We start from the raw sequence: 26,786 nt of genomic DNA on the forward strand, positions 1-26,786 counted from the left end.
CACTGTTGGTCATATCCGACTCACATCCGGAAGATGCCGAAGCCGCCACGGGCGCCTTCGACGGGGGCGGTGTGGATGGCCGACAGGCACAGGCCGAGGACGGTCCTGGTGTCGCGCGGGTCGATGACCCCGTCGTCGTACAGCCGCCCGGACAGAAACATCGGCAGGGACTCCGACTCGATCTGCTGCTCGACCATGGCGCGCAGCCCCGCGTCGGCCTCGGCAGCCTTGTCGTCGTATGGCAGCCCCTTCGCGGCGGCGGATGCGCGCGCCACGATCGACAGCACCCCGGCGAGCTGCTGGGCGCCCATGACGGCGGACTTGGAGCTCGGCCAGGCGAAGAGGAAACGCGGGTCGTACGCGCGCCCGCACATGCCGTAGTGCCCGGCGCCGTACGACGCGCCCATCAGGACGGACAGGTGCGGGACCTTGGAGTTGGACACCGCGTTGATCATCATCGCGCCGTGCTTGATGATGCCGCCCTGCTCGTACTCCTTGCCGACCATGTAGCCGGTGGTGTTGTGGAGGAACAGGAGTGGGATGTCGCGCTGGTTGGCGAGCTGGATGAACTGGGCGGCCTTCTGCGACTCCGCGCTGAACAGCACGCCCTGCGCGTTCGCGAGGATGCCGACCGGGTAGCCGTGCAGCCGGGCCCAGCCGGTGACCAGGCTGGCCCCGTACAGCGGCTTGAACTCGTCGAAGTCCGAGCCGTCGACGATACGGGCGATGACCTCGCGGGGGTCGAAGGGGACCTTGAGGTCGCCGGGCACGATGCCCGCCAGCTCGTCCTCGTCGTACTTGGGCGGCTCGGCGGTCGTGACCGGGTCGGGGTGCGCCTTGCGCCAGTTGAGACGGGCGACGACACGGCGGGCCTGGCGCAGGGCGTCGGGCTCGTCGACGGCGAAGTAGTCGGCGAGGCCGGAGGTGCGGGCGTGCATCTCGGCGCCGCCCAGCGACTCGTCGTCGCTCTCCTCGCCGGTGGCCATCTTCACCAGCGGCGGTCCGCCGAGGAAGACCTTCGACCGCTCCTTGATCATGATGGTGTGGTCGGACATGCCGGGTACGTACGCGCCGCCCGCCGTCGAGTTGCCGAAGACGACCGCGACGGTCGGGATACCGGCGGCGGACAGCCGGGTGATGTCGCGGAAGAGGGCCCCGCCGGGGATGAAGATCTCCTTCTGGGAAGGGAGATCCGCGCCGCCGGACTCGACGAGGCTGATGCAGGGCAGCCGGTTCGCGAACGCGATCTCGTTGGCCCGCAGTGCCTTCTTCAGCGTCCAGGGGTTGCTGGCTCCGCCCCGGACGGTGGGGTCGTTGGCGGTGATCAGGCACTCGACGCCCTCGACGACGCCGATGCCGGTGACCAGCGAGGCACCGACCTGGTAGTCGCTGCCCCACGCTGCGAGCGGCGACAGCTCCAGGAACGGGGTGTCGGGGTCGAGCAGCAGCTCGATGCGCTCACGGGCGAGGAGCTTGCCGCGCTTGCGGTGCCGGGCAACGTACTTCTCGCCGCCGCCGCCGAGCGCTTTGGCGTGCTCCGCGTCGAGGTCGGCGAGCTTGGCGAGGGTGGTGGCGCGGTTGGCGGCATATTCGGGGGCGTGGGGGTCTAGGGCGGAGGCGAGCGTGGTCACGGGGTCACCTCTGAGGGGTGGGAGTGGGGTGGATGGGGTGGGGCGCGCGGGTGCGGGGGCGGTGCGGTGCGGTGCGGGCGGGGGGTCGCTCACAGCAACCCCTCCGGTATCTCCACATGCCGGGAGCGCAACCACTCCCCCACCCCCTTCGCCTGAGGATCGAACCGCGCCTGCGCGGCCACGCCCTCCCCCAGCAACCCCTCCACCACAAAGTTCAGCGCCCAAAGATTCGGCAGCACATGCCGAGTGACAGCCAACTCCCCAGCCTCCGGCAGCAGTTCGCCGAAGCGCTCCACCGTCAGCTCGTGCGCCAGCCACCGCCACGCCTCCTCCGACCGCGCCCACACCCCGACATTCGCGTCCCCGCCCTTGTCACCGCTCCGCGCCCCCGCGACCAGCCCCAGCGGGGCCCGTCGCGTCGGGCCGACGGGCAGCGGCGGGGACAACTGGGGCGCGTCCAGGGGCTCCAGCACGCGGGTCCGGACCGCGGCCGGTACCAGCACCCGCGCCCCGTCCGGCAGTACCGCGACCTGCTCGACGCCCGCTGCATCCACCGCCACCGCTTCGAAGACCCCGTACGGCGTCCCCTTGCCCGGCGGCGCCGTCACGTGGAAGCCCGGGTAACTGCCCAGCGCCAGCTCGATCGCCGCGCCGCTCACCACCCGGCCGACCGCCTCCGGGTCGCTGTCCCGCACCACCAGCCGCAGCAGCGCGCTCGCGCACTCCTCCGTGTCCGCATCCGGGCGGTCCGTGCGCGACAGTTCCCAGCGCACCTCCGCCGGCCGCCGCTTCGCCGCCGCCAGCGCGTCCTCCACCTGCCCGCGCACCAGCGCGGCCTTGGCGTCGATGTCGAGCCCGGTCAGTACGAACACGACCTCGTTGCGCCACCCGCCGATACGGGTCAGCCCGGCCTTGAGGGTGGGCGGCGGCGCCTCGCCCCGTACGCCGGAGATCCGCACCCGGTCGGGCCCGTCCTGCGCCAGCCGCACGGTGTCGAGCCGCGCCGTGACGTCGGGCCCCGCGTACCGGGCGCCCCCCGTCTCGTACAGCAGCTGCGCGGTGACGGTCCCCACGTCGACGACCCCTCCCGTGCCCGCGTGCTTGGTGATGACCGAGGAGCCGTCGGGGTGGATCTCCGCGACCGGAAAGCCCGGCCGTCGTACGTCGAGCCCGCCGAAGAAGGCGTAGTTCCCGCCGGTCGCCTGTGTCCCGCACTCCAGGACATGTCCGGCCACCACAGCCCCGGCGAGCGCGTCCAGGTCCTCGGCGCTCTCCGTGCCCCACCCGAACCAGTGCGCGGCGGGCCCGGTGACCAGCGCCGCGTCCGTCACCCGGCCCGTCACCACCACATCCGCACCCGCGTCCAGACAGGCGGCGATGCCGCCGCCGCCCAGATACGCGTTGGCGGTCAGTACGCCCTCGCCCCAGCCTCCGCGCGCCAACAGGTCGTCGCCCTCCACATGGGCCACCAACACCGGCACGCCCACCCGGTCGGCCAACTCCCGTACGGCGTCGGCGAGTCCGGCCGGGTTCAGCCCGCCCGCGTTCGCGACGATCTTCACCCCGCGCTCCTGGGCAAGACCGAGCCCGTCCTCCAACTGCCGCAGGAAGGTCTTGGCATAGCCGCGCGCGGGGTCCTTCAGCCGGTCCCGGCCGAGGATGAGCATGGTCAGCTCGGCGAGGTAGTCGCCGGTCAGTACGTCCAGTTCGCCGCCGGTGAGCATCTCGCGTACGGCGTCGAACCGGTCGCCGTAGAACCCGGACGCATTCCCGATCCGCAACGGCCGTCGCTGCGCCGGGCTCACGGGCCCGCGCCTTCAGACGACGGTCCCGACGCCGGGCGCCCCTCACCGGCAGGGCCCGCGAAGGCCTGCGCGATGTCCAGCCACCGTTCCGCGTCGGCGCCCTCCGCCCTTACGGCGACATCCGCGCGGTGCGCGCGCTGGGTCACCAGGAGGCAGAAGTCCAGCGCGGGCCCGGTCACCCGCTGCGCGGCGTCCTCGGGCCCGTACGCCCACAGGCCGGACCCGTCCGGCGCCGTGAGCTCAACGCGGAACTCCTCGCCGGGCGCGTCGAGGCCCCGCACGAAGAACGCGTAGTCGCGCGCCCGCACGCCGATCCGCGCCACATGCCGCAGCCGGGCCGTCGGTGCACGCCGTACGCCCACCGCGTCCGCGATGTCCTGGCCGTGCGCCCAGGTCTCCATCAGCCGGCCCGTGGCCATCGAAGCGGCGCCCATCGGGGGCCCGTACCAGGGGAAACGCACCCCGGCGGGGGCTGCCCGCAGCGCGCGCTGCAACTGTTCGCGCCCGTCGCGCCACCACTCCAGCAACTCGTCGACCGGCAGCTCGGCGCCGGCGTCCGCGCCCTCGTCGACGAAGGTGCCGGGGGATTCGAGCGCCTTCTGGGTCTCCGCCGCGAAGGCTTCCGGGTCGGTGACGGACAGCAGGGCCGCCGTGTCCGTCCAGGCGAGGTGCGCGACCTGGTGCGCGATGCTCCAGCGCGGAGCGGGGGTGACCAGCGACCACTGCGGCTCGCTCAGGCCCCCGACCAATTGGTCGAGTGCGTCCCCTTCGGCACGGAGATCGTCGAGCACGGCTGACGGATCGGACACGGTGCGCTCCCCTCAAGGGTGGGCGGTGTGTCCCGGAGCATGGCAGCCCGTACAGAAACAAGCAAGCGTGCTTGCATTGTTCTATGGACCCGTCCGAGGGCCGCTACGCCACGGCCTTCCGCCGCCCCCGCCGCGTCTGGCTGCGTACCGCCCCCATGCTCGCCCCGATGACCAGCGCGATCGCCAACGCGTCGGTCGTGGACAGGGCTTGGTGCAGCACCAGGAATCCGGCGACCGCCGCGATGGCCGGCTCCAGGCTCATCAGGACCGCGAAGGTCGCGGCGGGCAGCCGGCGCAGCGCCACCAGCTCCAGCGTGTACGGCAGCACGGACGACATCAGCGCGACAGCGGCGCCAAGGAGCAGCGTCCTCGGTTCGAGCAGCGCCGTGCCCGCCCCGGCAAGCCCGAGCGGCAGGCTGAGCAGCGCCGCCACCCCCATCGCGAGCGCGAGCCCGTCGGCCTGCGGGAAGCGGCGTCCGGTGCGCGCGCTGAAGAGGATGTACGCCGCCCAGCACGCCCCGGCGCCGAGTGCGTAGGCCACGCCGACCAGGTCGAGGCGGCCGAAGCCGCCGCCGCTGAGCAGCGCGACGCCGGCGAGCGCGAGCCCGGCCCACACCAGGTTCATCGCGCGGCGGGACGCGAACACCGACAGGGCGAGCGGGCCAAGCACCTCAAGGGTGACGGCGAGACCCAGCGGGATACGGTCCACGGCCTGGTAGAAGAGCCCGTTCATGCCCGCCATGGCCACGCCGAACGCGGCGATGGTCCCCCAGTCGGCGCGTGCGTACCCGCGTACGCGCGGGCGGCAGACGATGAGCAGCATCACAGCCGCGAAGGTCAGCCGCACGGCGACCACACCGGCAGCGCCGGTGCTCGGCATCAGCGTCACGGCGACGGCGGACCCGAACTGCACGGACAGCCCGCCCGCCACCACCATCGCAACCGGCACCAGCCCGGCGTGCTTGCCGGTACCGGGCGCGCCGGGGCCGGCCGAGGCGTCGGCGGCCCCGGCGTCGGAAAGGGGCCCGGATATCTCCGGGGCAGGTGCGTGGCTGAGGGCGGCTGAGGTGGGCTGGTCCATACGCTCCACGGTAAGGGGAACAGGACCATGCGCGGTCCACACCCCTTACAGGCGGGCGTGCGGCGCCGGGAAGGGCATGCCAGGCGCGCGCCCGGCCGCACGCCCGCCTGGCACACGCGGGTCGCGGCCGGTCTCGTCAGCCGGTCATCGGCCAGTACCGGAATCCGGTCCGGGCAGCCGTCCCGACTGGCCCTCTGGCAGGCCGTCCTTTCTCCGGGCGCCGGTCAGCCGACGATGGGCACCGGATGCTCCGGGGTGTCGATCCAAGCGGTCTGCCCTTCCGCCGTAACGGTGAGCCCGAACCGCGGGAAGTCCGGTCGGCCGGACACATCCCACCAGAGCCACGCCGCCTCCACCTCGTCCCATATCCGCCGGGGCCCGGCATGGAAGACCCGTGCCGAATCAGCGCCATCGTGGAACATCACGGCCGCGCAGGAGCGGTCACGCAGGCTGTAGAACCACACCGGCTGCATCCCGTCCCGTTTCTCCGCCACCACCCGCAAGCAGTCACGCACTTGCAGCCCGACCGCAAAGTGAGCCACGTCAAAACGGCCCAGCCCAAGGTCAGCCGCCGTGATGCTGGTGTACGACGTAACGGCGCCGTTCAGCGACACGGAGGGATCTTGGAGGGCGAGCTCAGGCCAGGTGAGACGCTGCGCGCGGAGCTTCATGAACTCCACCGGCTCAAGGAATGGCCCCGACGCACTCAGCCCGTCGTCTGACACCGTGAGCCGCACCGTCACGTCGAGGTGTCCGTGATCAGTGCCCCACGGGGCCAGAATCAGCCCACCGGGATGCAGTTGCCGCACCCAGGCGACGGGCAGTGAGCGCAGGCCACACGTCGCGATGATCCGGTCATAAGGTGCGCCGTCCAGATCACCACCGAAGCCGTCCCCAGTGATCACCTTCACCGGGAGACCGAAGCGGCGCAATGCTTCGCGCGCGGTATTGGCAACGACCGAGTCCACCTCGATGCTGGTGACGTGCTCCTGGCCCACGCGGTGCGCGAGGAGGGCGGCGTTCCAGCCCGTCCCCGTGCCGATCTCCAGAACCCGCACTCCGGCCCCCACCTCCAGGTCCCGGAGCATGGCGAAGACCACGGAGGGCATGGACGCCGAACTGGTCGACAACCTGCCGGGTCCCCCTCCGTCATGATGCCCGTCGTCCCACTGGGTCACGATCGGCACGTTCGCATCGGCAGAGCGGCGCCACGCCAACAGATCATCCTGGCGTGAAAGGCGCACGCTCTCGCCGGATTTCATGTCATGAGGCCAGATCACATCCGGCAGGAACGCCGATCGAGGTACGGCCGAGAACGACGGAATCCAGTCCGAGGTCAGTGCACCTGATTGCAGCAGGGCCCGGCCCAATGCCGTCCGGGCCCTGTCGTGGTCCGTCATCGTCACCAGTCAGCCGATCAGGTTGGGGCCGCCGTCAGGCGACGGAGGAACGGTTGGGCCCGGCCACGGCTGTCCCGGAACCTTGTCTCCCTCTCCACCACTACTGCCGTTACTCCACAGTGCGTCCATGCCACTTCTCCTCTGCTTGTAGCGACTATCAGCCCCCGAAACCTGCGCCCGGAGTGCCCGCTCTGATCACACGGTTGGCGAACCCCTCGACCCTTCTGGCGGAGGTTTTGGGGCCACCCCCGCCGAGGGCTGTGTGCCGCGAAAGCGACGAGGGGGACGGAGCTTGTACGGCTCATCCCGGCGGGGGCGGGTCTTGCCCCGAGACCCGACAGGACGCGGTCGAACCGTCACGCCTGCCACTGCCGGAAGGCAGGCTCTGCCGAGTCTCGGGAGTATCTAAGGACTGGCGCTCAGCCACAGGGCCATGAACATCGCGCCGACCGCGACAGCAGTCAGGAAGGCGACGCAGGATGATGCAACGCGGCTCGCGCCAATGACTTCAGACGTAGTTGGCGATTCGTCGCCAGGCGCTCGCGCTCCATCGCAGTGGCCGGACGGAGACGGTACTTCGACGCCCACCACGTCAGCCCCGAAGGCCGGCACACCTCCACCCGGTCTCCGTCGATGGCGTTCACTTCGCCAACTTGGCACCGAATAACGTCTCTTACTACATCGCCCACCTGAACGAATCGAGTGGTCACGGCCGGGCCGCCTCAAGGATGCGAACCAGCTTCCGCGCACTGCTCGTCGATACCCAGCCCAAGATCATCACGTGTTGCGGAGCGCTGGACCGGTCGTCCATATCGATGCACAACTCCGGCATGTAGATGCCCACCCCCGCAAGCGCCTTCACCATGTCGGTGTACGTCCGTGTCGCCTCAGCAAGCGCACGTCGCTGTGCACCGGTGCACCTCAGAACGGGCTGCTCCTGCATCCCTCGCTCAAGTACCGGTTCTACTTCTGCTTTGATGCGCTGCGTCTCCATTGGCACCTCTTGCTGCCCTCGCCCGACCAGGTGTTGCTGACAACCTCAAGGGAACCGTCAAAGGGCCATGCACTCCACGGCATACATGCGGCAGTCTTGATGCACATCCGATGCACTGGATACACCGTCCGCGCACTGCGGGCGCTGCGGAAGAGGAGCCGCGCGTGAGACTTGCTGAGCGGCGAAGGGCTCTGGGCTACAGTCAAGAAACGTTTGCTCAGGCGCTCGGCGTTGACCGCACCACGGTTGGACGATGGGAGAGCGGCAAGACTGCACCTCAGCCACCGTTACGGCTGAAGCTTGCTGAGGTGCTGCAAATAGACCTTGGCGCACTGGACGCCCTGGTGGCTCAGTCGCAATCCCCAGCCCAGGAGTCCGCGGGAGCGCCGCCCAGCAATGACTACGGTCCGGGGGACACCGAGGAAATGATCAGACGCGAATTCCTGCGCGTGATAGCGGTAACCGGAGCACTCGCGCCCCTTCCCGCCGATGACACCGAAGCCCTCGACGACGCAGCCCGTCGAGGCACTGCGTCGGACTTCCTGCGCATGAACGGTCACCTTTGGCAGGTGTACCAACTCGCACGCTCCAAGGCTTCGATACGTCCCATCGTGGGCGAGCAACTCACGTCCTTGAGCAGAACGCTGAGCGGCCGATCCGACGCCGAGGTGCAGCCGCTGTGCGGTGCCGCCGGCGACCTCTTCCAACTTGCCGGGGAACTTGCCTTCGACGGCAACCGCTACGCAGACGCAGCCGCCTCCTACGCCCTCGCTGCATCGGCAAGCAAGGAGGCGCGAGCCTTCGACCTTTGGGCTTGCGCTCTCGTTCGACATGCGTACGTCGACGTGAACGAGCACCGCTTCAAAGAGGCCACAGACCTGCTGTCGGCAGCCCAGAGGGTCGCCAAACGGGGAGACAGCTCGCTGGCGACGCGGCATTGGGTCGCATCGGTTCAGGCCGAGGCCCATGCAGGCTTGGGTGACCTGGCAGCCTGCGAGCGTGCACTTGATGAGGCAGAGATGGTTACGCATTTGGCGGGGCCGGGCCACAACGGTGGTTGGCTCCGTTTCGACGGCTCGCGACTGGCCGAGGAGCGCGGAGCCCGATACGTACGGCTCGGCCGTCTCGACCTCGCTGAACGGGCCCTGAAAGCAGCTTTGGACCAGGGCGCCTTGGCCCAGGGGCAATCGTTCCGCCGCCGGGGAGTCGTCCTTGCGGACCTGGCTGCCATCGGAGCCAAGCGGCACGATCCTGACCAAGTCATCACCTTCGGGCGTGAGGCCCTGCAACTCGCACGTGAATCTTCCTCCGGGTACGTCGCCCGTAGACTCCAGACGCTACGAGCCGAGTTCGGCCCACTGGCCCGAGACAGCCGCGTGGCCGAGCTTGGTGCCGAGATCGGCGCATTGAGCAAGACGTGACGAGAGGGGTAGGCATGTCGCAGATCGAGGGCGCAAGGGTGTTCCGCGAGGCGTGGATCACCGGAGTGCGTAAGCACTTCCCTGGTGTACCGAAGGCCAGCTACATCACCCCCTGGGAGGAAATGCCCGAGTGGGAACGCCAGGCTGCTGGTTCTGTCTATGAGCAGGTACGCCAGTTCCTCGATCTCAGCAGCGGCCACGCGTCACGACTGTCTCGCGAGCAGAAGAGCCGGTTCGTCGCAACGTGTTGGACTGCGCAGATGTTCAAGCACTTCAAGGAACCCAAGCCGGGGTACGTAGCGGACTGGCCGGAGCTGCCGGACTGGCAGAAGGAGACCGACGCCGACATTTTCGAGGCGATCGAGAACGCTCCGCACTGAAATCGACAGCGTCTCCCGCAGCGTGTGCCGGGCGACGCTGGACGCTTGAAGATCAGCGAGCTCCCGGTTCCGGGACACCCCTTCTGACCTGCGATCCGACAGCATGGTGCGGGAATCACTGTTGGTGGACCTCGGCTACGTTGCCCCCAAAGCGCTTGCCCAGGCCAGGGAGGACGCTGAGCATGCACCTATGGTGCCCGATCTGCTGTGCGACGTACTCGCCCTGGAAGTCGGACTGCGGAGCCTCCTGTGACCAGCCCCGAGGCGGAAGCCGAACGCATGGAAGCAACGAACCTCTATCGAGATCCCGCGCTGTATGACGCAATCCAGTCGGACAGCGGCAGCGCCGAGACATGCCAAGCCCTGATCGAACGCCACCGGCCGAAGGCGTCCACGCTGGTGGGCTTCGGATGCGGCACCGGACGGGACCTGGAGATCCTGGCCAAGCGCTTCGAGTGCGTTGGCGTGGACCTACAGCCCGGCTTGGTCGACTACGCGCATCACGTACGGTCCGGACTCGATATCCGTGCCGGCGACATGCGAACCGTTCGGCTCCGGCGACGCATGGACGCCGTGACCTGCCTGGGCAACTCTCTGGCCTACCTGTACGACAACGACGAGATCAGCCAAGCTTTCGCTACGTTCGCCGCACATGCACGACCGCGGGCACTCCTCGTGCTGTGCTCGCCCGTATCGCCCGTCATCCGCCCCGAGTCGACCACGGCCGTTGTCGAGACACCAGAGGGACCCGCGCGGGTCACCATCGGCTACGAGTGGGACCTACGGACACAGATCAACACCATGCACCGGAGGTGGGTGCTCGCCTCTGGGGTCATCGCCCAGGACGAGATCCGGCGGCGCGTCCTGTTCCCGCGCGAGCTGGAGCACTACGCATCAGCCGCAGGGTTTGAAATCGTGGACATGATTGACGAGTTGGGGACCGGCTTCACCGGGCCGATTGCGTATACGGCGGCTCGTTACACGCGCTGACGCAGGCAAGAGGTATCGCTCTTCGGCCGGTCCAAGTGCGCTTCGCCTCATACGCGTGCCGGATCACCAGGTCAGTGAGAAGCCGTAGTTCAATCGATCATGTGGCCTGGCGGTCGATCTGATGTTCCTCGCGTCGATCCCGGATAGGTGATCTTCATGGGGCGGGGCATGAAAGCAGGGCCTCTTGGAAGCGAGTGGTTGTCGAGATCACCGTTTCCAGGAGGCCCTGTTGTTCCAGTTCACCGCATCGATGGGGCCGGTGGCCAGTGGTTCGGCGCGGTCGTGTGACTGTCTCGCGCACGTGTACGGAAACGCGGCCGATCAGCCCGGCCGTGAGCGTCGGTACCCGACGGACATGACGGACGCGGAGTGGGCGCGGGTGCGCCCGTTGCTGCCGGTCCCGGCGTGGCTGGGCAAGCAGGCGGGCCGGCCGGAGTCTTATTGCCACCGGCAGATGGTCGACGCGGTGCGCTACGTCGTCGACAACGGTGTCAAGTGGCGGGCGATGCCCGCAGACTTCCCCTGCTGGGAGCGGGTGTACGCGTTCTTCCGCCGGTGGCGGGAGCAGGGGTTGATCGCGGAGTTCCACGACCGGCTGCGCGAGCAGGTGAGGGCGCGGGCGGGCAGGAACGTGGAGCCGAGCGCGGGAATCGTGGACTCACAGTCGGTGAAGGCCGCCGCCAACGTTCCGGCCGCCTCACGGGGTTACGACGGAAACAAGAAGATCAACGGGAGGCGTCGGCACATTGTGACCGACGTCCTGGGTCTGCTGCTGAGCGTCCACGTCGCCCCTGCTGACATCGGTGACCGTGACGCGTTCCAGGCCCTCCTGCCCTTCCTGAGCAAGAGATTTCACCGGCTCCGTCTCATCTGGGCCGACGGCGGCTATACCGGCCCTGTCCTCGCCGGTGCGGCGAAGGCGCTGAACATCGTGCTGGAGGTCGTCAAGCGCAGTGACGACACCAAGGGCTTCAAGATCCTTCCCCGCCGCTGGGTGGTGGAACGGTCTTTCGGCTGGCTGATGCGCTCGCGCCGTCTGGCCCGCGACTTCGAGACCACGACCGTCAGCGCCGAAGCGATGATCCTGTGGTCGATGACCATGGTCATGAGCCGTCGCCTCGCTGGCCGTCCGCGAGCGTGAACCGTCCCGCCCGCACCTCGGTCAGCCATCCACGGGCCACCATCTTCTTCGCCTTCGACCGCACCCCCTCCACCTTCGCCGGCACCAACTCCAGGCCCAGCCCACCGGCGATCTCCCTGCAGATCATCGACCGGTCACCATCCGCCCCGCCGGCCTCCCGGCCGACCAGAACACCGATGATGCGCTGATAGTCCGGCGGGAGCGCGGAGGCCGACAGGTCCGCCCGCCATTGCGGCACCATCGAACCCGACACCGTCACCGACGGGTCGGGCCGCGACTCCCCTCCCACCTCGACCGCCACGGACCCGTGGTCCACGCTCAAGGCGTCATCGAGCTCTTCCAACGCGACGACCTTCCGTTCCCAGAACGTCTCGGCCTCCCGCAGCGCGGCCAGGACCCGCTCGGCCTCCTCGCGCAGCAGTTCCACCCGCTGCCTCGCCGCACGTTCCCGCTCCTCGAACAGCCCTTTCACCGACGGCATCCCCGCACCTCCACGCTCGGACAATCATGACGCCCGAACCCTTCCGCGCTCAGCCCACTTCATACCTGACCAGCGGAAACGCAACCCTCAAGACCCTTTTAGCAACAGCTTCTGAGCAAGGGGCCAGGCTCGGCACAGCCCGCTTGAAAACCGGTCCCGGCAGGCGTCCTTACTGCCCCTCCGGCAGCCCGTCCGCGAGTACCTCCGCAGGGATCCGGATATCTCCGGGGCAGGTGCGTGGCCGAGGGCGGCTGAGGTGGGCTGGTCCATACGCTCCACGGTAAGGGGAACAGGACCATGCACGGTCCACACCCCTTACGGGGGGTGCATGCGGCGCCGAAAGGGGCACGCGCGACGGCCGCCCGCCTGGCCTGCCGCCCGCCCGCCTGGCACACGCGGGTAGCGGCCGGTCTCATCAGCCGGTCATCGGCCAGTACCGGAATCCGGTCCGAGCAGCCGTCCCTACTGCCCCTCCGGCAGCCCGTCCTTGAAAATTATCGTGGCAGCGATGTCACCGCAGGTCATCGGGTAGGACGCGGAACGCCTTGTGACGGCCGAGCGGGCGCACTGCACGGAAGTCGCGGCGGTCCAGGGTGAGGATCGCGTCCGTGTCGTAGTCGGCGGCGAGGGCGACGTTCACCGCGTCGGCAAGATCCAGGTTCAGGGCCCCGTAGCGTGCCCGCACCGACTGGGCGATGCCCAGGTGGTTCTCGGTGATCTCCGGTACAGAGACACGACCGCGTCGCATCCAGCCCCGGATGTCGTCGACCGCGCTCACCGCGGCCCGCCGGCCCAGTTCCCGAGTGGCCACATGGTCGAGCTCGGCGAGCAGCAGCGGTGACATGACGAGCAGCCCGGCGGCCATGATCGCTTCCGCGGCTGCCTCGTGCTCGGGGTGTACGGAGTCCAGCGCGGCCAACAGACCCGAGGTGTCGGCGATGACGACGATCACGTGGCCGAGCCCGGGGCGGCTTCACGCTGAACGGCATCGGCGACGGCATCACGGACCTCGTCCTTGCCGAGGGTGCGGCCCGGACCACTGAAGGTCCGGGAGAACAGCGGCTCGTCCCACACTCGATTCGCCATGGCGGCGAGGTGAATGCCCTGCCTGATGATCTCCGCCTCGCTTATGCCGCGCCGCTTGGCCGCCTCTTTGATGATCGCGAGGTCCTCCGGATCGGCGTACACATTTGTCCGCTTCATCGACATGTACCAACGATAACCCATGTACCAGATTGATGTACGCCGCGCGTGAGGGGCGAGGCCCCCTCGGTCTCATTTACCGAGCCCGGTCCCTGACCGGGCCCGCTTGCACACCCCGCAAACCGGTCCCGGCAGCCGTCTCTACTGCCCCTCTGGCAGCCCGTCAGCGAGTACCTCCGCCAGATGCCTGGCCCGCTGCCCGGCCAGCTGTTCCAGCTGCGTACGGCACGAGTAGCCGTCCGCCAGCACGACCGCGCGCCCACCGTCCCCCGCGCCCGCGCCCTCCTCCGCTCCCGTCGCCCTCCGCACGGCCGGCAGCAACTGCTCCTCCGCGCACGCCACCGACACCTCGTAGTGCCCGCGCTCGAAGCCGAAGTTCCCCGCGAGCCCGCAGCAGCCGCCGCTCAGCTCGCCCGTCAGCCCCGCTCGCTCGCGCAGTCGGCGTTCGGCCGCGTCGCCGAGGATCGCGTGCTGGTGGCAGTGCGTCTGGCCGACGGCGGGGCGGTCGATGCGGGGTGGCTGCCAGTGGGGGGCGCACTCCTCGATGGCCTCGGCGAAGGTGCGTACCGACGAGGCGAGTGCGGCGGCGCGCGGGTCGTCGGGCAGTAGCTCGGGCAGGTCGGACTTGAGCGCGGCCGCGCAACTCGGTTCCAGTACGACGACCCGTGCGCCGCCGGTCAGCAGGGGTGTCATCAGGTCGAGGGTGCGGCGCATGACCTCACGGGCCCGGTCGAGCTGGCCGGTCGATACGTACGTGAGCCCGCAGCAGACCCCCCGGCGGCGCGCGCTGAAGACGCGGGCCCCCTGCCTCGCCACCTCGCCGTCCCCCTCGTCGGGGACGGGGACGATGATCGCGGGCGGGAGCACGGTCCGCAGCCCGGCCGCTTCCAGGACCCGTACGGCGGCCTGGCCCACGGACGGCGACAGGTGGTTGGTGAAGGTGTCGGGCCATACGACGACGGTCGGCCCATCGCCCACGTGCAGCTGCCCACCCCGCCGGTGCCACCACCCGCTGAACGTCTCCGTGGCCAGCCGGGGGATGCTCCGCTCTGGGGCGATCCCGCCGAGACGCTTCGCGAGGGCGGCCAGTGGGCGTACCCGTGCCGCCGTGTTCGCCGCGCGTGCGAGCCGCAGCCGGGAGAGCAGTCGCAGCCACTGGGGCAGCCGGCCCATGGCGTAGTGCGCGGCGGGGCGCAGCCGGCCCTTGTAGTGGTGGTGCAGGAACTCCGCCTTGTACGTGGCCATGTCGACGCCCACCGGGCAGTCGGTCCTGCACCCCTTGCAGGACAGGCACAGGTCCAGCGCGTCGCGCACCTCCGTGGAGCGCCAGCCGTCCGTGACGACCTCTCCGGCGAGCATTTCGTGCAGCAGTCGCGCGCGCCCGCGCGTGGAGTGCTGTTCGTCGCCGGTGGCCCGGAAGGAGGGGCACATGACGGCTGTCCCGGTGGCCGTCTCGGTGCGGCACTTGGCGACGCCCACGCAGCGGCGTACGGCGGCCGAGAAGTCACCGCCGTCGTGCGGGTAGGCGAAAGCGACGTCGACCCGGTCCTTGGGCAGCACGGCGAAGCGGAGGTTCTCGTCGAGGCGGGCGGGGCGGACCAGCATGCCCGGGTTCAGGCCGCCCGCCGGGTCCCACACGTCCTTGACGCGGCCGAAGAGCGCGACGAGCTCGTCGCCGTACATCTTCGGCAGGAGTTCAGCGCGGGCCTGGCCGTCGCCGTGCTCGCCGGAGAGCGAGCCGCCGTACGCGACGACGAGCTCCGCCTGGTCCTCGGAGTACCTCCGGAAGCGGCGTACGCCGGCCTCGCTGAGCAGGTCGAAGTTGATCCGCACATGGATGCAGCCGTCGCCGAAGTGCCCGTAGGGCGTGCCGCGCAGGCCGTGTTGGGCGAGCAGCGCCCTGAAGTCCCGCAGATACGCGCCGAGCCGGGCGGGCGGCACCGCGCAGTCCTCCCAACCCGGCCACGCCTCGCTGCCGTCGGGCATCCTCGTCGCCGTGCCGCTGGCGTCCTCGCGGATGCGCCACAGGGCGCGCTGTCCGGCCGCGTCCGTGACGACCGCGCCGTCCAGCGCCTGGGCCGCCTTCACCAGGGCCTCGGCGTGCGAGCGGGCCTCACCGGGGCTGCTGCCGCCCATCTCCACGAACAGCCAGGCGGAGCCGCGCGGCAGCAGGGCCCGCTCCGGCGCCGGGACCAGGTCCTCGGCCATGCCCTCGACGGTCAGCGGCCCGTACGGGAGCAGGGCGGACGCGGCTTCGGCGGCGGCGCCTTCCCCGGCGTACCCGAGGACCGCGAGCGCCCGCGCGCGGGGCGCGTCCACCAGGCGTACGGTCGCCTCGCTCACCACCCCGAGCGTGCCTTCGCTCCCGCAGAACGCGCGCGCCAGGTCCACGCCCTTCTCCGGGAGCAGCGCGTCCAGGGCGTATCCGGAGATACGGCGGGGCAGTTCGGGGAATCCGGTGCGCAGGAGCGCGAGGTTGCCGTCCACCAGCGCACGCAGTCCTTCGGGCGCCCCCTGCCAGCCCTGCCCGATGTGCCGCACATCGCCGCCGTATCCGACGACCGTCAGCCGGTGGATGTTGTCGGCGGTCGTGCCCCAGGCCACCGAGTGCGAGCCGCAGGAGTTGTTGCCGATCATGCCGCCGATGGTGCAGCGGCTGTGCGTGGACGGGTCGGGGCCGAAGGTCAGCCCGTGGGCGCCCGCCGCCGCCCGCAGGTCGTCGAGGACAACGCCCGGCTGCACCACGGCGGTACGGGCCTCGGGGTCGAGCTCGGCGATGGCCCGCAGGTGGCGGGTGAGGTCGAGGACGACGCCGGTGCCGGTGGCCTGCCCGGCGATCGATGTCCCGCCGCCGCGCGGCACGACGGGCACCGCGTGCGCCCGGCAGACGGCGAGCGCGGCTGCCAGGTCGTCGGCGTCGCGCGGGGCGACGACTCCGAGGGGCACACGCCGGTAGTTGGAGGCGTCCATCGTCATCAGGGCGCGCGCCGCCGCGTCGAAGGCGACCTCTCCCCGCACGGCCGACTTCAGCTCACGCACCAGATCCGTGGTGTCGCGTACCTGGACCGTCGTCCCGTCCCGCGGCTCGTCCCGCTGTTCGTCCCGCTGTTCGTCCCGCCGCTCGTCCCGCCGCTCGTCCCGCTGTTCAGCCATGCACTCAAGGATGCCTCGCAACCCGTGAAGCAGTGCTGCATCTCACACCCCGAAGCGATACTTCCAGGGCGAGTTGCCTGGCATAAGTGACAAGGATTCCACCAAGAACTTCCCAAAGTGATCAAGAACTCTCTTATAGTGAGCCCGACTTCCTCCCGTCCATGACGTCCTGAGGCCCCGATTGATGTCAGCGCACGCCCCCCACGCGCAACGCCGGACGGAGCGCCCACCCCTGCGGCCCGCCGCCACGGCTCTCCTTCTGTCCGCCGCCGTCACCGCTCTCCTGTCCCTCTGGGCGGTGGCCGTCGCACCGGACCGCGTGCAAGGCCCGCTCGCCTGGGGTGCGGGAACCGCCGCCGTACTGCTCAGCGTGGCCGTCACGGTCGCCACGTACGCCCTTCAGTCCGTACGTCTGCTGCGTGAGCGGATCGCCTGGATCGAGGCCGGCGCCGAGCGGTTCGCCGACCGGACGGTGCCCGCCCTGGTGACGCGGCTGCGCGAGGGCGCATCCGCCGCGACCGCCCTGGCGGCGACCTCGCTGCCTGCCGTCGGCGACGTCGCCGCGCGCCGCGTACTGGCCACGCTCGCCCAGGAGGTGGCGCGCGGCGAGTCGTCGCGCTCCGCCGCCATGTCGGCCTGTGCCAACGCCGCGGGCCGCATGCAGGCCCTGGCCACCAGCATGGCCGCCGACCTGCGCGAGATGGAGCACCGGCACTCCGACGAGAGCGTCCTCGGCGACCTGATGCACCTGGACCACCGCACCGCGCAGGCGGGCCGGCTGGCCGACAGTGTTGCCGTACTGACCGGGGCACGCTCCGGGCGGCGCTGGGCCAAGCCCATCGTCATGGAGTCCATCCTGCGCGGCGCGATGGGCCGCATCAGCGGCTACCAGCGGGTCCGGCTGCACTCCACCAGCGAGGTCGCGGTCGCGGGACACGCCGCCGAGGGCGTCATGCACGCCCTCGCCGAACTCCTCGACAACGCGGCCAACTTCTCGCCGCCCACCGCCGAAGTCCATGTGTACGTCGAAGAGGTCCCGGCCGGGATCATCATCACCGTCGAGGACAGCGGCCTGGTGATGAGCGATGTGCAGCTGCGCCGCGCCGAACGGGCCGTATCGGCGGCGCCGTTGGACCTGACCAGCCTGTCGGGCACCCGCCTCGGCCTGGCCGTGGTGGGCTGCCTGGCCCGCAAGCACGGACTGACGGTCTCCTTCCGCCCGTCCGCGCGCGGCGGCACGGGCGCGCTGATGATGCTCCCTCAGGAGCTCGTCGCCCGCCCCCGCCCCGAAGCGGCCCCGGAGCCCGAGCCCGTACGTACACGCCCGACCGTCCGTACACGGGCAGCACGGCCGGCGCAGACCGCAGCACCGGCAGCACCGGCAGCACCGGCTCCCGGGCAACCGTCCGCGCCTGCACCCGCGCCCGCCCCCGTCCAGCCGGCTACAGAAGCCATCACTACCGCCGAAACCACCGCCACGCTCCCCCAGTTCGGCGACAGCGGCCTCCCCAAGCGCCGCCGGGGCCGGACACTCGCCGCCGCACATGCCGAAACCCCGCAGGCCCGCACCCCCAGCACCGCCCCCAGCCCCACCCCGGCCTCACCGCCGCCGGACCAGACGGCCAGGGCCGAACGGTTCAGCACCTTCCGTCGCGCCGTGCAGGGCCGGAGCGCGTCACCGTCTTCGTCTCACCCGGAGGGCAACACCCCATGACCGCCACCACCGACGAGAAGCTCAACTGGCTTCTGGAGAGCCTGCTGGAGCGCACACCCGGCACCCGGCACGCCCTCGTCCTGTCCCGGGACGGCCTCAGGCTCTGCCGCACCCCCGAACTCTCCGTCGACCAGGCCGACCAGCTGGCCGCCATCTCCGCGGGCATCCAGAGCCTGTCGCACGGCGCCTCGATCGAGTTCGGCGACGGCAGCGGCGGCGTACGGCAGGCGATGGCCGAGTTCTACGGCGGCATCCTGTTCATCGTCGAGGCCGGCTCGGGCGCGCATCTCGCCGTCGTGGCGGGCGAGGACGCCGACGTCGGCCTGATCGGCCACAACATGAGCGAACTCGTGGAGCAGCTGGGCGAATACCTCAGCGCGGAACCGCGCCAGGAGCCGCTGCCGCTCAAGGAACCGGGCGAAGCGGGCCGGCGCGACGCCGACGTGGCAACGTGACCCCTCCCCTGCCTCCGGCGGGGAGGTCCCGGTTCAGCCGCAACGACGACCCGGACCGGCTGTACACCCTCACGCAGGGGCGCAGCCGGTCCGGATCGGACGCCTTCGACCTGGTGACCCTGGTCGTCGGCGAGTGCGATCCGACGCCGGGGATGCAGTCGGAGCACGCCGCGATCCTGCGGATGTGCAGCCACCCGATCGCCGTCGTGGAGATCTCCGCCGAGCTCAATCTGCCCGTGAGCATCGTCCGCATCCTGTTGAGCGACCTGCTCGACACCGGCCGGATCAGCGCCCGCCACCCGCGCACGGCGCCGTCCTCGGCCGAACTGCCCGACCACGACCTCCTGGAGCAGGTGCTCGTTGGACTCCGCAATCTCTGACCGAACGTCCGGCAGCGAGCCGGGCCGCCGCGCTCTCGCGCGCACCGCCGACAACGGTCTCAAGATCGTCATCGTCGGTGGTTTCGGCGTCGGCAAGACGACCATGGTCCGCTCGGTCAGCGAGATCCGTCCGCTGAACACCGAGGAGACGATGACCAAGGCGGGCGAGTCCGTCGACGTCCTGGGCAACCTCAGCGGCGTACGGACCAAGTCCGCGACCACCGTCGCCTTCGACTTCGGCCGGATCTCGATCGACGACCGTACGGTCCTCTATCTGTTCGGCGCCCCCGGCCAGGAACGCTTCTGGTTCCTGTGGGACCGGCTGTTCTCCGGCACGCTGGGCGCGGTCGTCCTCGTCGACACCCGCCGCCTCGCCGACTCCTGGTACGCCATTGACCGCCTGGAGCACCACGGGACGCCTTTCGTCGTGGCCCGCAACAACTTCGGCGGCCCGGCCCACACCGAGCAGCAGGTCCGCGACGCGCTGGACCTGCCCGACGACGTACCGATGATCGACTGCGACGCACGGTCCCGTACGTCGAGCAAGGACGTGCTCATCACGCTCGTCGAGCACCTCCAGAGTCTCCGGAGCCGCCAGAGCATCTCCGCCGCCCGCGTGGACACGACAGCGACTCGGGACACCACACCGACTCGGGACACGACACCGATTCCGGAGACCACCACACCGTGACGTCCACCACGCCCCCGCCCCAGTGCCCGGCCCACATCCCGGTGCCCGACACCCACACCTCCGCCGTGCAGCTGAACGGTGACCGCTTCCACGCCGAACCGGGCGCCCTCTACCGGGAGATGCGCCGCGACCACGGCTCTGTCGGCCCCGTGCTGCTGGCCGGCGACATACCGGCGTGGCTGGTCATCGGCTACCGCGAGCTGCACCAGCTCACCAGTGACCCGGTCCTCTTCAGCCGCGACTCCGAGCTGTGGAACCAGTGGGAGCACATCCCCGACGACTGGCCGATGCTGCCGATGATCGGCCGTAAGCAGCCGTCGATCCTCTATACGGTCGGCGAGCGCCACCAGCGGCGGGCCACGATGATCGGCGACGCGCTGGAGGCCGTCGACCCCTTCGAACTGCGGCGGCACGCCGAGCAGTTCGCGGACGCCCTCATCGACGCGTTCTGCGGGAGCGGCGAGACCGAGCTCATCGGCCGGTACGCAACGCTGCTGCCGATCCTGGTACTCGCCCGCTGTTACGGCTTCACGGACGCCCAGGGTCCCGGGCTCGCCACGGCCCTGAACGACATGATCGACGGCAGCGCGGACGCGCTCGCCGGTCAGGTGCACCTCGGCGCGTCCATGGCGCGGCTCATCGCCGACAAGAGCGCCGAGCCGGGCGCCGACGTGACCTCCCTCATGATCACGGGGCAGCTGGGCGTGGCGGACGGCTTCACCCACGAGGAGATCGGCGAGGACCTGATGGTCATGATCGCGGCCGGCCACCAGCCGACCGCCGACTGGATCGGCAATTCCCTGCGGCTGATGCTCACCGACGACCGGTTCGCCGCGTCCCTGTCCGGCGGCCGGCACAGCGTCGCCGAGGCCATGAACGAGGTCCTGTGGGAGGACACCCCCACGCAGAACGTCGCCGGCCGCTGGGCGTCCCGCGATACGCACCTCGGGGGCCGCCACATCCGCCGCGGCGATCTGCTGTTGCTCGGCATCGGCGCCGCCAACGCCGACCCGCAGGTGCACATCGACAGCACGGCGCTGACCGGCGGGAACAACGCGTTCTTCTCGTTCGGCCACGGCGAGCACCGCTGCCCGTTCCCGGCACAGGAGATGGCCGAGGTCATCGCGCGTACGGGCATCGAAGTGCTCCTCGACCGGCTGCCCGACATCGACCTCTCCATCCCGGCCGACGCGCTGAAGCGGCGCCCGTCGCCGTGGCTGCGCGGCCTTTCGGTGCTGCCGGTGCGCTTCACCCCGACCCCTTCCCTCGGAACACCCGCTCTCGGAGGCCCCAGATGACGTCCTGTCCGCACGCCGCTGCCGCCGCTGCCGCAGGCGACTCCATCACTCTGGACCCGTTCGTCGCCGATCTGAACGCCGAGAGCGCCCTGCTGCGCGCGGCGGGGCCGCTCGCGCGGGTGGTGCTGCCCGGCGGGGTGGCCTGCTACGCGGTGACCCATCACGCGGCGGCCCGTCAACTGCTCACGGACGCACGCCTGGTGAAGGACATCAAGGTGTGGGGTGCGTGGCAGCGCGGCGAGATACCCCTGGACTGGCCGCTGATCGGTCTCGCCAACCCGGGCCGCTCCATGCTGACCGTCGACGGCCCGGAGCACCGGCGGCTGCGCACGCTGGTCGCGCAAGCCCTGACCGTGCGCCGGGTCGAGCGCCTGCGCGCCGGTATCGAGCAGCTCACCACCGGAATGCTGGACGGCCTGGCGGCGCGCCCTGCGGGTGAAGTCGTCGACCTCAAGGCGGAGTTCGCGTACCCCCTCCCCATGAACGTCGTCGGTGAGCTGATGGGCGTGGAGGCGGCCGACCACCCCCGGCTGAAGGCGCTGTTCGACAAGTTCTTCTCGTCGCAGACTCCCCCGGAGGAGGTCCCGCAGATGATGGCGGACCTCGGGGAGCTGTTCACGCGGGTCGTCGACGCGAAGCGGGCGGACCCCGGTGACGACCTCACGAGCGCGCTGATCGCCGCGTCCGAGGGCGGTGACCACCTCACCGACGAGGAGATCCTCAACACGCTCCAGCTGATGATCGCCGCGGGCCACGAGACGACGATCAGCCTGATCGTCAACGCGGTGGTCGCCCTCCAGACCCACCCCGAGCAGCGCAAGCTCGTACTGTCCGGCGAGGTCCCGTGGGAGAACGTGATCGAGGAGACCCTGCGCTGGTCCACGCCGACCTCGCACGTCCTCTTCCGCTTCGCCACGGAGGACATCGCCGTCGGAGACGTCACGGACGGGGACATCACGGACGGGAACATCACGGTCGGGGACTCGGGTGCGGTGCTGCCCGCGGGTGAGGCACTGATCGTCTCCTTCGGCGCGATCGGCCGTGACGAGGGGCAGCACGGTCCGACGGCGGGCGACTTCGACATCACCCGCACCCCGAACCGCCACATCTCCTTCGGCCACGGCCCGCACGTCTGCCCCGGCGCGGCCCTGTCCCGCCTGGAGGCGGGGGTGGCACTGCCTGCGCTGTACGCACGCTTCCCCGGCCTTGAGCTGGCGATCCCGGCGGCGGAGCTCCGCAACAAGCCGGTGGTGACGCAGAACGACCTGTACGAGCTGCCGGTCCGGCTGGGGTGAGCGGGGCCGGGCCGCTGCACGGGGCTTGTTCCCCTACCCGCCCCTTCCCGAACTGGGGCTCCGCCCCAGACCCCGGTCCTCAAACGCCGGACGGGCTGGATTTGTCGCTTGCGGCAACCTTCCAGCCCGTCCGGCGTTTGAGGACTTCGGGAAGGGGCGGGTAGGAGACAAGCCCGCCGCAGGCGCCCCACCCGCACCGCACCGCCCACCCACACCCGCCCCCCACATCTCACCCGCCGGACACGCCGCTCCCGCCCCACCGCGTACCGACTACGCTCGACCCGTGGCTGAGATCCGGATTCCCGCTGACATCAAGCCCGCCGACGGACGATTCGGCGCGGGCCCCTCCAAGGTGCGTACGGAGGCGCTGGACGCCCTCGCCGCCACCGGCACATCACTCCTCGGTACGTCCCACCGCCAGGCCCCGGTCAAGAACCTGGTCGGCGCGGTGCGCGACGGCGTGCGTGACCTCTTCCAGCTCCCCGAGGGCTACGAGGTGATCCTGGGCAACGGCGGCTCCACCGCCTTCTGGGACATCGCGACCCACGGCCTGATCGAGAACAAGTCGCAGCACCTGACGTTCGGCGAGTTCTCGTCGAAGTTCGCGAAGGCCGCCAAGCTCGCGCCGTGGCTGGCCGCCCCGTCCGTCCTGTCCTCCGACCCGGGCACGCACCCGGACCCGGTGGCCGAGGAAGGCGTGGACGTCTACGCGTTCACCCACAACGAGACCTCCACCGGCGTCGCGGCCCCGATCAAGCGCGTCCCCGGCGCCGACACCGGCTCCCTCGTCCTGGTCGACGCCACCTCCGGCGCGGGCGGCCTGCCGGTCGACATCACCGAGACCGACGTCTACTACTTCGCCCCGCAGAAGTCCTTCGCCTCCGACGGCGGCCTGTGGATCGCGGCGTTCTCCCCGGCGGCCCTGGAGCGCGCGGCGAGCATCCACGCGTCCGGCCGGCACATCCCGGAGTTCTTCAGCCTGCCGACGGCGATCGACAACTCGCTGAAGAACCAGACGTACAACACGCCCGCCCTCGCGACCCTCTTCCTGCTCAACGAGCAGCTGAAGTGGCTCAACGGCCAGGGCGGCCTCGACTGGGCGGTCGAGCGCACGGCGACCTCCGCGCGCAACCTGTACGGCTGGGCCGAGGAGTCGAAGCACGCCACGCCGTTCGTCGTGGACGCGGCCAAGCGCTCGCAGGTCATCGGCACGATCGACTTCGCGGACGAGATCGACGCGTCCGCCGTCGCCAAGGTGCTGCGCGCGAACGGCATCGTGGACACCGAGCCGTACCGCAAGCTGGGCCGCAACCAGCTGCGCGTCGCGATGTTCCCGGCGGTCGACCCGGCGGACGTCGCAGCGCTCACGACGTGCATCGATTACGTGATCGAAAAGCTGTAGCGCTTACGTACGCGATGGCTTACGTGCACGAGGAGGGGGACCGGCAAGCAGTTTGCCGGTCCCCCTCCTCGTTTCGTTCGCTCGGCCGAGTGGAAGATCGCCCGTACCGGGCACATCGCTTTACGGCCCGGCGCGGATGCTCTCCATGCGCGAGATGACCCTGCTTGCTTCCGCGTGGTCCTGGAGGTCACCTCCAACAACTACAACCAGGACCTGCAAACCAAGGTCGCCGCCTACGCCGAGGCCAAGATCCCCGTCTACGTGATCGTCGACCGCAAGCACGGCCGAATCCACGTGCTCACCGAGCCCGGGGCAAACGAGTACGACAGCCATCGCGTCTACGCCCCCGGCCAGCAGGTCACCCTCCCCGAGTCCATCGGCGCCAAGGTCACCCTCGATGTGGCGGAGATCCTCAAGGCCGGCGCCCGCAAGCAGACTCCCGAAGGCTGAGGGGCGCCCTCACCGACTCAACCGCTTGAACCGCCGCACCGCCAGCGGCACCGACAAGAACGCCGAGGAGAACGCCGGGCGGTGACCCGCCACCGCCCGCACAGCGCCCCTCAATCCCGCCGCATCATCCGCCTCAGCCCCAGGAACAGCACGGCCACCACCGCGAACCCACCGAGCCCGAGCACGACCTTGCTCTCCGAGCTGTCCGATCCGCCGCCCCCGGCCGCCGAACCACTGCCGTCGGACGGCGACTTGGACCCGGAGTCACCATCTCCACCCCCACCGTCCTCGCCCTTCACCTCGACCTTGCGCACCTCGCTCCCGACCCCCTCCGAGCCGAACATCAGCGCCGATCCGTCCACGGTGTACGTCACCGACTCGGCCTGCCCCTGGAAGGGCGCACTGACCGAACTGTCCGCCCCCAGACGCCCGTTCTTCCAGTCATACCCACGCGCGCTGAAGTACGAGCGCAGCACCAGCCGGGTCCCGTCCGGCGAGAACGCCCCGTCCGTCACCCACGGCACCTCATCGACCCGGCGGAACGTGTTCGTGCCGCCCGCCGACAGCTGCGCCGGGCCCTCGTACAGCCCGCCGCCGTCCTCGTTCTTACTGGCGATGTAAACCCGCCCGGTCTTCGGATGCACCATCAGCGCCTCCGCGTCGCGCGCCCCGTCCGCGTACTTCACCGTGAACTGGGTCGCGTCGACCGTCGCGTCCTTCAGCTGCTTCGGCTCGGGGAAGCGGTAGATCCACACATGGCTCCAACTCCCGTTGAGGTTGTCGCCGATGTCACCGACGTACACATTCCCGTCGGACCCCACCGAGATCGCCTCCATGTCGCGGGGCGTCCCCACCCCACGCATGGTGATCGTCGCGACGGTCTCGCCGGTCTTCGAGTCGATCCCGTAGATGTACGGCTTGTCCTGATCGTTGTGGGTCCAGTACACGCCGGGGTGCGCGCGGCTGGCCGCCAGCCCGCTGGACTCGGTGATCCGTGGATCCTTGATCGTGAAGTCACCGTCGTCGGCGACGGCCGTACCGGCCCCCAGCAGGACGAGGGCGGCGAGGGCGGCGGCACCGGGAACGACGTACAAGAGCGAACGCATGAACCAAGTGTCGAGCATCAGGTGTCGAGCATCACGTCGCAGGTCACCGCAGAGATCCGCGACAATGACGTGATGCGCTTCCTGTTCGTCGGCGACTCCATGACCATCGGGCGCGCCGGCGACTTCACCTGGCGCTTCCGCATGTGGCAGCACCTGGCGGCGTCCTTCGGCGGCCCGTTCCGTATCGTCGGCCCTCGCACCGAGGTGTACGACACCTTCGCGAACGCCCCGGTCTCGTCCACGTACGGCGACCCCGCGTTCCCGCCCAAGGCCCACAAGCACCTGGCGGGCTGGGGCGAGGGCTGGCTGCACATGGCCCCGCTGATCCGCGAGACGGTGACCGCCACCCGCCCGGACGTCCTGCTCGTCTCGCTCGGCCTGATCGACCTCGGCTTCTACACGGACGCCACCCAAACGGCGCGCAACGCCCGGCACTTCATCGCGGAGGCCCGCGCGGCGAACCCGCACATCCGCGCGGTGCTCCTGCCGGTCATACCCAACATCCGCGCCGAGACCGACCCCGCCTTCGCCGCCGAGTGCGACCACTTCAACGAGCTCCTAGCAAAGGCGGTCGCCGACCTCGACGCCCCCGCGTCGCCCGTGCTCCTGGCGTCCCACCCGACGGCGTACGACATCCACACCGACACCTACGACGGCACACACCCTGGCCCGACCGGCGAACACAAACTCGCGGCGGCGTTCGCAGACGCGATGCACCAGGCGTGGGGCGTCGGCGCGCGCTACGAATCCCATGCGTCCCCGGTGACGGCATAACTCACCCGCGCGCGGCCGCCGTCACCACGCGTTCGCGCCAGGAGACGTCAGCGGCGGCAGGGGGCGGTGGGGCCGGCTGTTGCCAGGCGGCCTCCTGGCGGCAGGGTGCGCAGCACGTCTCGCCGTTCAGCGGCCGGAAGACATGCTCGGCCCCCGGCCCCTCACACGTGACCAGCACCGACCGCTCCCGGGTCAACGCCGCGGCCTCTGACGCCGACAGTGAGGGCGGTGGTCCGAAGGCGGGCGGCCCGGGTGCCTTCTCGACCAGCCGGTAGCGCAGGAACCCGACCGCGCACCGCACGCCCTCCTTCGGCAGCTCCTCCGTCAGCCGCCGCCGCAACTCACCCACCGGCACCCCGCACCGCAGCCACTGCACCGCGTCCTGCGCGAGCCGCCGGGCTTCCCGTACGCCGAGGTGCAGTTCCCGATGCGTGTGGCGCAGCGAGAGCAACATGCTTTCCACCGCCCGGACTTCGAGATCGTCGGCCCCCGTGTCCCTTTCGGCCTCCCCGAGCTCCGCGCCTGTTTGGGGTGGGGGGTGGGGATCGTTCTTCTTCTGTAGTTGTTCTTCCTGTGGGGGTGAGTCACCGACCACCCGGCGTTCCGGTTCACCGGCCACCGGATACGTGGCACTCGGTGGCGGTGGCGGAGGGACGGCGGCGTCACCGTCCCGGCACCTCACTGCCTCGTCAGCCGTGAGGGTGACATTCGCGAGCAGTTGGCGTGTGACCC

At 70.2% G+C, this 26,786-nt stretch carries 25 protein-coding genes and 1 pseudogene; 14 read left to right on the forward strand and 12 right to left on the reverse strand.

Translation table 11 applies throughout. The features are described from left to right. Nucleotides 1–20 precede the first annotated feature (20 nt). From ABCR94_RS01205 to ABCR94_RS01230, 6 genes are all read right to left on the reverse strand, one after another. The gene (locus ABCR94_RS01205) at nt 21–1,631 is read right to left on the reverse strand and encodes an acyl-CoA carboxylase subunit beta (protein WP_347117067.1); all 1,611 of its coding nucleotides are present in this window, start codon (nt 1,629–1,631) and stop codon (nt 21–23) included. An 89-nt stretch (nt 1,632–1,720) separates the two neighbouring features. After that, a complete protein-coding gene (locus tag ABCR94_RS01210; RefSeq protein WP_347117068.1) occupies nt 1,721–3,436 on the reverse strand; it encodes an acyclic terpene utilization AtuA family protein in 1,716 nt (571 codons plus the stop codon). Continuing rightward, nucleotides 3,433–4,245, reverse strand: coding sequence for a TIGR03084 family metal-binding protein (locus ABCR94_RS01215; protein ID WP_347117069.1), 813 nt, complete (start codon nt 4,243–4,245; stop codon nt 3,433–3,435). Before ABCR94_RS01215 ends, ABCR94_RS01210 begins: the two co-directional genes overlap by 4 nt. Nucleotides 4,246–4,348: 103 nt before the next feature. Then, nucleotides 4,349–5,326 carry an EamA family transporter gene (locus ABCR94_RS01220; protein ID WP_347117070.1) on the reverse strand — a complete coding sequence of 326 codons (978 nt, stop codon included), beginning with the start codon at nt 5,324–5,326 and terminating at the stop codon, nt 4,349–4,351. Between the two features lie 224 nt (nt 5,327–5,550). After that, a complete protein-coding gene (locus tag ABCR94_RS01225) occupies nt 5,551–6,726 on the reverse strand; it encodes a methyltransferase domain-containing protein (protein WP_347117071.1) in 1,176 nt (391 codons plus the stop codon). Between the two features lie 706 nt (nt 6,727–7,432). Then, nucleotides 7,433–7,720: a hypothetical protein gene (locus ABCR94_RS01230; RefSeq protein ID WP_347117072.1), complete on the reverse strand. Its 288-nt coding sequence runs from the start codon at nt 7,718–7,720 to the stop codon at nt 7,433–7,435. Between the two features lie 164 nt (nt 7,721–7,884). On the opposite strand from ABCR94_RS01230, the gene ABCR94_RS01235 reads away from it, so the two are divergent. The 5 genes from ABCR94_RS01235 (at nt 7,885) to ABCR94_RS01255 (ending at nt 11,652) form a co-directional block, all read left to right on the forward strand. Next, complete coding sequence (locus ABCR94_RS01235) at nt 7,885–9,141, forward strand: NsdA family TPR-like regulatory protein (protein ID WP_347117073.1); 1,257 nt, start codon at nt 7,885–7,887, stop codon at nt 9,139–9,141. A 14-nt stretch (nt 9,142–9,155) separates the two neighbouring features. After that, nucleotides 9,156–9,521, forward strand: coding sequence for a hypothetical protein (locus ABCR94_RS01240; RefSeq protein ID WP_347117074.1), 366 nt, complete (start codon nt 9,156–9,158; stop codon nt 9,519–9,521). 103 nt (nt 9,522–9,624) lie between these two features. Continuing rightward, complete coding sequence (locus ABCR94_RS01245) at nt 9,625–9,774, forward strand: hypothetical protein (protein ID WP_347117075.1); 150 nt, start codon at nt 9,625–9,627, stop codon at nt 9,772–9,774. Nucleotides 9,775–9,800: 26 nt separating this feature from the next. Then, nucleotides 9,801–10,511, forward strand: coding sequence for a class I SAM-dependent methyltransferase (locus ABCR94_RS01250; RefSeq protein ID WP_347118413.1), 711 nt, complete (start codon nt 9,801–9,803; stop codon nt 10,509–10,511). A 355-nt stretch (nt 10,512–10,866) separates the two neighbouring features. Further along, the gene (locus tag ABCR94_RS01255; protein ID WP_347117076.1) at nt 10,867–11,652 is read left to right on the forward strand and encodes an IS5 family transposase; all 786 of its coding nucleotides are present in this window, start codon (nt 10,867–10,869) and stop codon (nt 11,650–11,652) included. Here the strand turns inward: ABCR94_RS01255 and ABCR94_RS01260 are convergent. The 4 genes from ABCR94_RS01260 to ABCR94_RS01275 form a co-directional block, all read right to left on the reverse strand. After that, nucleotides 11,615–12,133 (reverse strand): zinc ribbon domain-containing protein, encoded by a 519-nt coding sequence (locus tag ABCR94_RS01260; RefSeq protein WP_347117077.1) that lies wholly within the window; start codon nt 12,131–12,133, stop codon nt 11,615–11,617. The two genes, ABCR94_RS01255 and ABCR94_RS01260, sit on opposite strands and share 38 nt — an antisense overlap. A gap of 511 nt (nt 12,134–12,644) precedes the next feature. Further along, nucleotides 12,645–13,085 carry a PIN domain-containing protein gene (locus tag ABCR94_RS01265; RefSeq protein WP_347117078.1) on the reverse strand — a complete coding sequence of 147 codons (441 nt, stop codon included), beginning with the start codon at nt 13,083–13,085 and terminating at the stop codon, nt 12,645–12,647. Further along, nucleotides 13,082–13,342, reverse strand: a complete 261-nt coding sequence (locus ABCR94_RS01270; protein ID WP_347117079.1) for a ribbon-helix-helix domain-containing protein — start codon at nt 13,340–13,342, stop codon at nt 13,082–13,084. The genes ABCR94_RS01265 and ABCR94_RS01270 overlap by 4 nt, the downstream gene beginning before the upstream one ends. A 135-nt stretch (nt 13,343–13,477) precedes the next feature. Next, entirely contained in the window at nt 13,478–16,489 is a 3,012-nt protein-coding gene (locus tag ABCR94_RS01275; RefSeq protein WP_521975935.1) for an FAD-binding and (Fe-S)-binding domain-containing protein, read from the reverse strand. 184 nt (nt 16,490–16,673) lie between these two features. Here ABCR94_RS01275 and ABCR94_RS01280 point away from each other — a divergent pair, with 184 nt between their 5' ends. The 8 genes and pseudogenes from ABCR94_RS01280 to ABCR94_RS01315 form a co-directional block, all read left to right on the forward strand. Further along, nucleotides 16,674–18,203, forward strand: coding sequence for a sensor histidine kinase (locus ABCR94_RS01280; protein WP_347117080.1), 1,530 nt, complete (start codon nt 16,674–16,676; stop codon nt 18,201–18,203). Further along, complete coding sequence (locus tag ABCR94_RS01285; protein ID WP_347117081.1) at nt 18,200–18,658, forward strand: roadblock/LC7 domain-containing protein; 459 nt, start codon at nt 18,200–18,202, stop codon at nt 18,656–18,658. The genes ABCR94_RS01280 and ABCR94_RS01285 overlap by 4 nt, the downstream gene beginning before the upstream one ends. After that, nucleotides 18,655–19,038 carry a DUF742 domain-containing protein gene (locus ABCR94_RS01290; protein ID WP_347117082.1) on the forward strand — a complete coding sequence of 128 codons (384 nt, stop codon included), beginning with the start codon at nt 18,655–18,657 and terminating at the stop codon, nt 19,036–19,038. The genes ABCR94_RS01285 and ABCR94_RS01290 overlap by 4 nt, the downstream gene beginning before the upstream one ends. Beyond that, nucleotides 19,019–19,729 carry a GTP-binding protein gene (locus tag ABCR94_RS01295; protein WP_521975938.1) on the forward strand — a complete coding sequence of 237 codons (711 nt, stop codon included), beginning with the start codon at nt 19,019–19,021 and terminating at the stop codon, nt 19,727–19,729. The genes ABCR94_RS01290 and ABCR94_RS01295 overlap by 20 nt, the downstream gene beginning before the upstream one ends. Next, a complete protein-coding gene (locus tag ABCR94_RS01300) occupies nt 19,726–21,027 on the forward strand; it encodes a cytochrome P450 (protein ID WP_521975940.1) in 1,302 nt (433 codons plus the stop codon). The genes ABCR94_RS01295 and ABCR94_RS01300 overlap by 4 nt, the downstream gene beginning before the upstream one ends. Continuing rightward, nucleotides 21,024–22,322, forward strand: coding sequence for a cytochrome P450 family protein (locus ABCR94_RS01305; RefSeq protein ID WP_347117083.1), 1,299 nt, complete (start codon nt 21,024–21,026; stop codon nt 22,320–22,322). Before ABCR94_RS01300 ends, ABCR94_RS01305 begins: the two co-directional genes overlap by 4 nt. Nucleotides 22,323–22,605: 283 nt before the next feature. Continuing rightward, nucleotides 22,606–23,724: a phosphoserine transaminase gene (gene serC / locus ABCR94_RS01310; RefSeq protein WP_347117084.1), complete on the forward strand. Its 1,119-nt coding sequence runs from the start codon at nt 22,606–22,608 to the stop codon at nt 23,722–23,724. 156 nt (nt 23,725–23,880) lie between these two features. After that, nucleotides 23,881–24,174 (forward strand): annotated as a pseudogene (locus ABCR94_RS01315) (Uma2 family endonuclease); the annotation flags it as partial. A gap of 110 nt (nt 24,175–24,284) precedes the next feature. Here the strand turns inward: ABCR94_RS01315 and ABCR94_RS01320 are convergent. Next, entirely contained in the window at nt 24,285–25,280 is a 996-nt protein-coding gene (locus tag ABCR94_RS01320) for a WD40 repeat domain-containing protein (protein ID WP_347117085.1), read from the reverse strand. Nucleotides 25,281–25,352: 72 nt separating this feature from the next. On the opposite strand from ABCR94_RS01320, the gene ABCR94_RS01325 reads away from it, so the two are divergent. Continuing rightward, a complete protein-coding gene (locus ABCR94_RS01325) occupies nt 25,353–26,054 on the forward strand; it encodes a GDSL-type esterase/lipase family protein (RefSeq protein WP_347118418.1) in 702 nt (233 codons plus the stop codon). Nucleotide 26,055: 1 nt separating this feature from the next. Here the strand turns inward: ABCR94_RS01325 and ABCR94_RS01330 are convergent, their stop codons facing one another. Further along, complete coding sequence (locus ABCR94_RS01330) at nt 26,056–26,508, reverse strand: hypothetical protein (RefSeq protein WP_347117086.1); 453 nt, start codon at nt 26,506–26,508, stop codon at nt 26,056–26,058. Nucleotides 26,509–26,786: the final 278 nt, after the last annotated feature.

Source organism: Streptomyces changchenzhani (genome assembly GCF_039766235.1).
Lineage (GTDB): Bacteria > Actinomycetota > Actinomycetes > Streptomycetales > Streptomycetaceae > Streptomyces.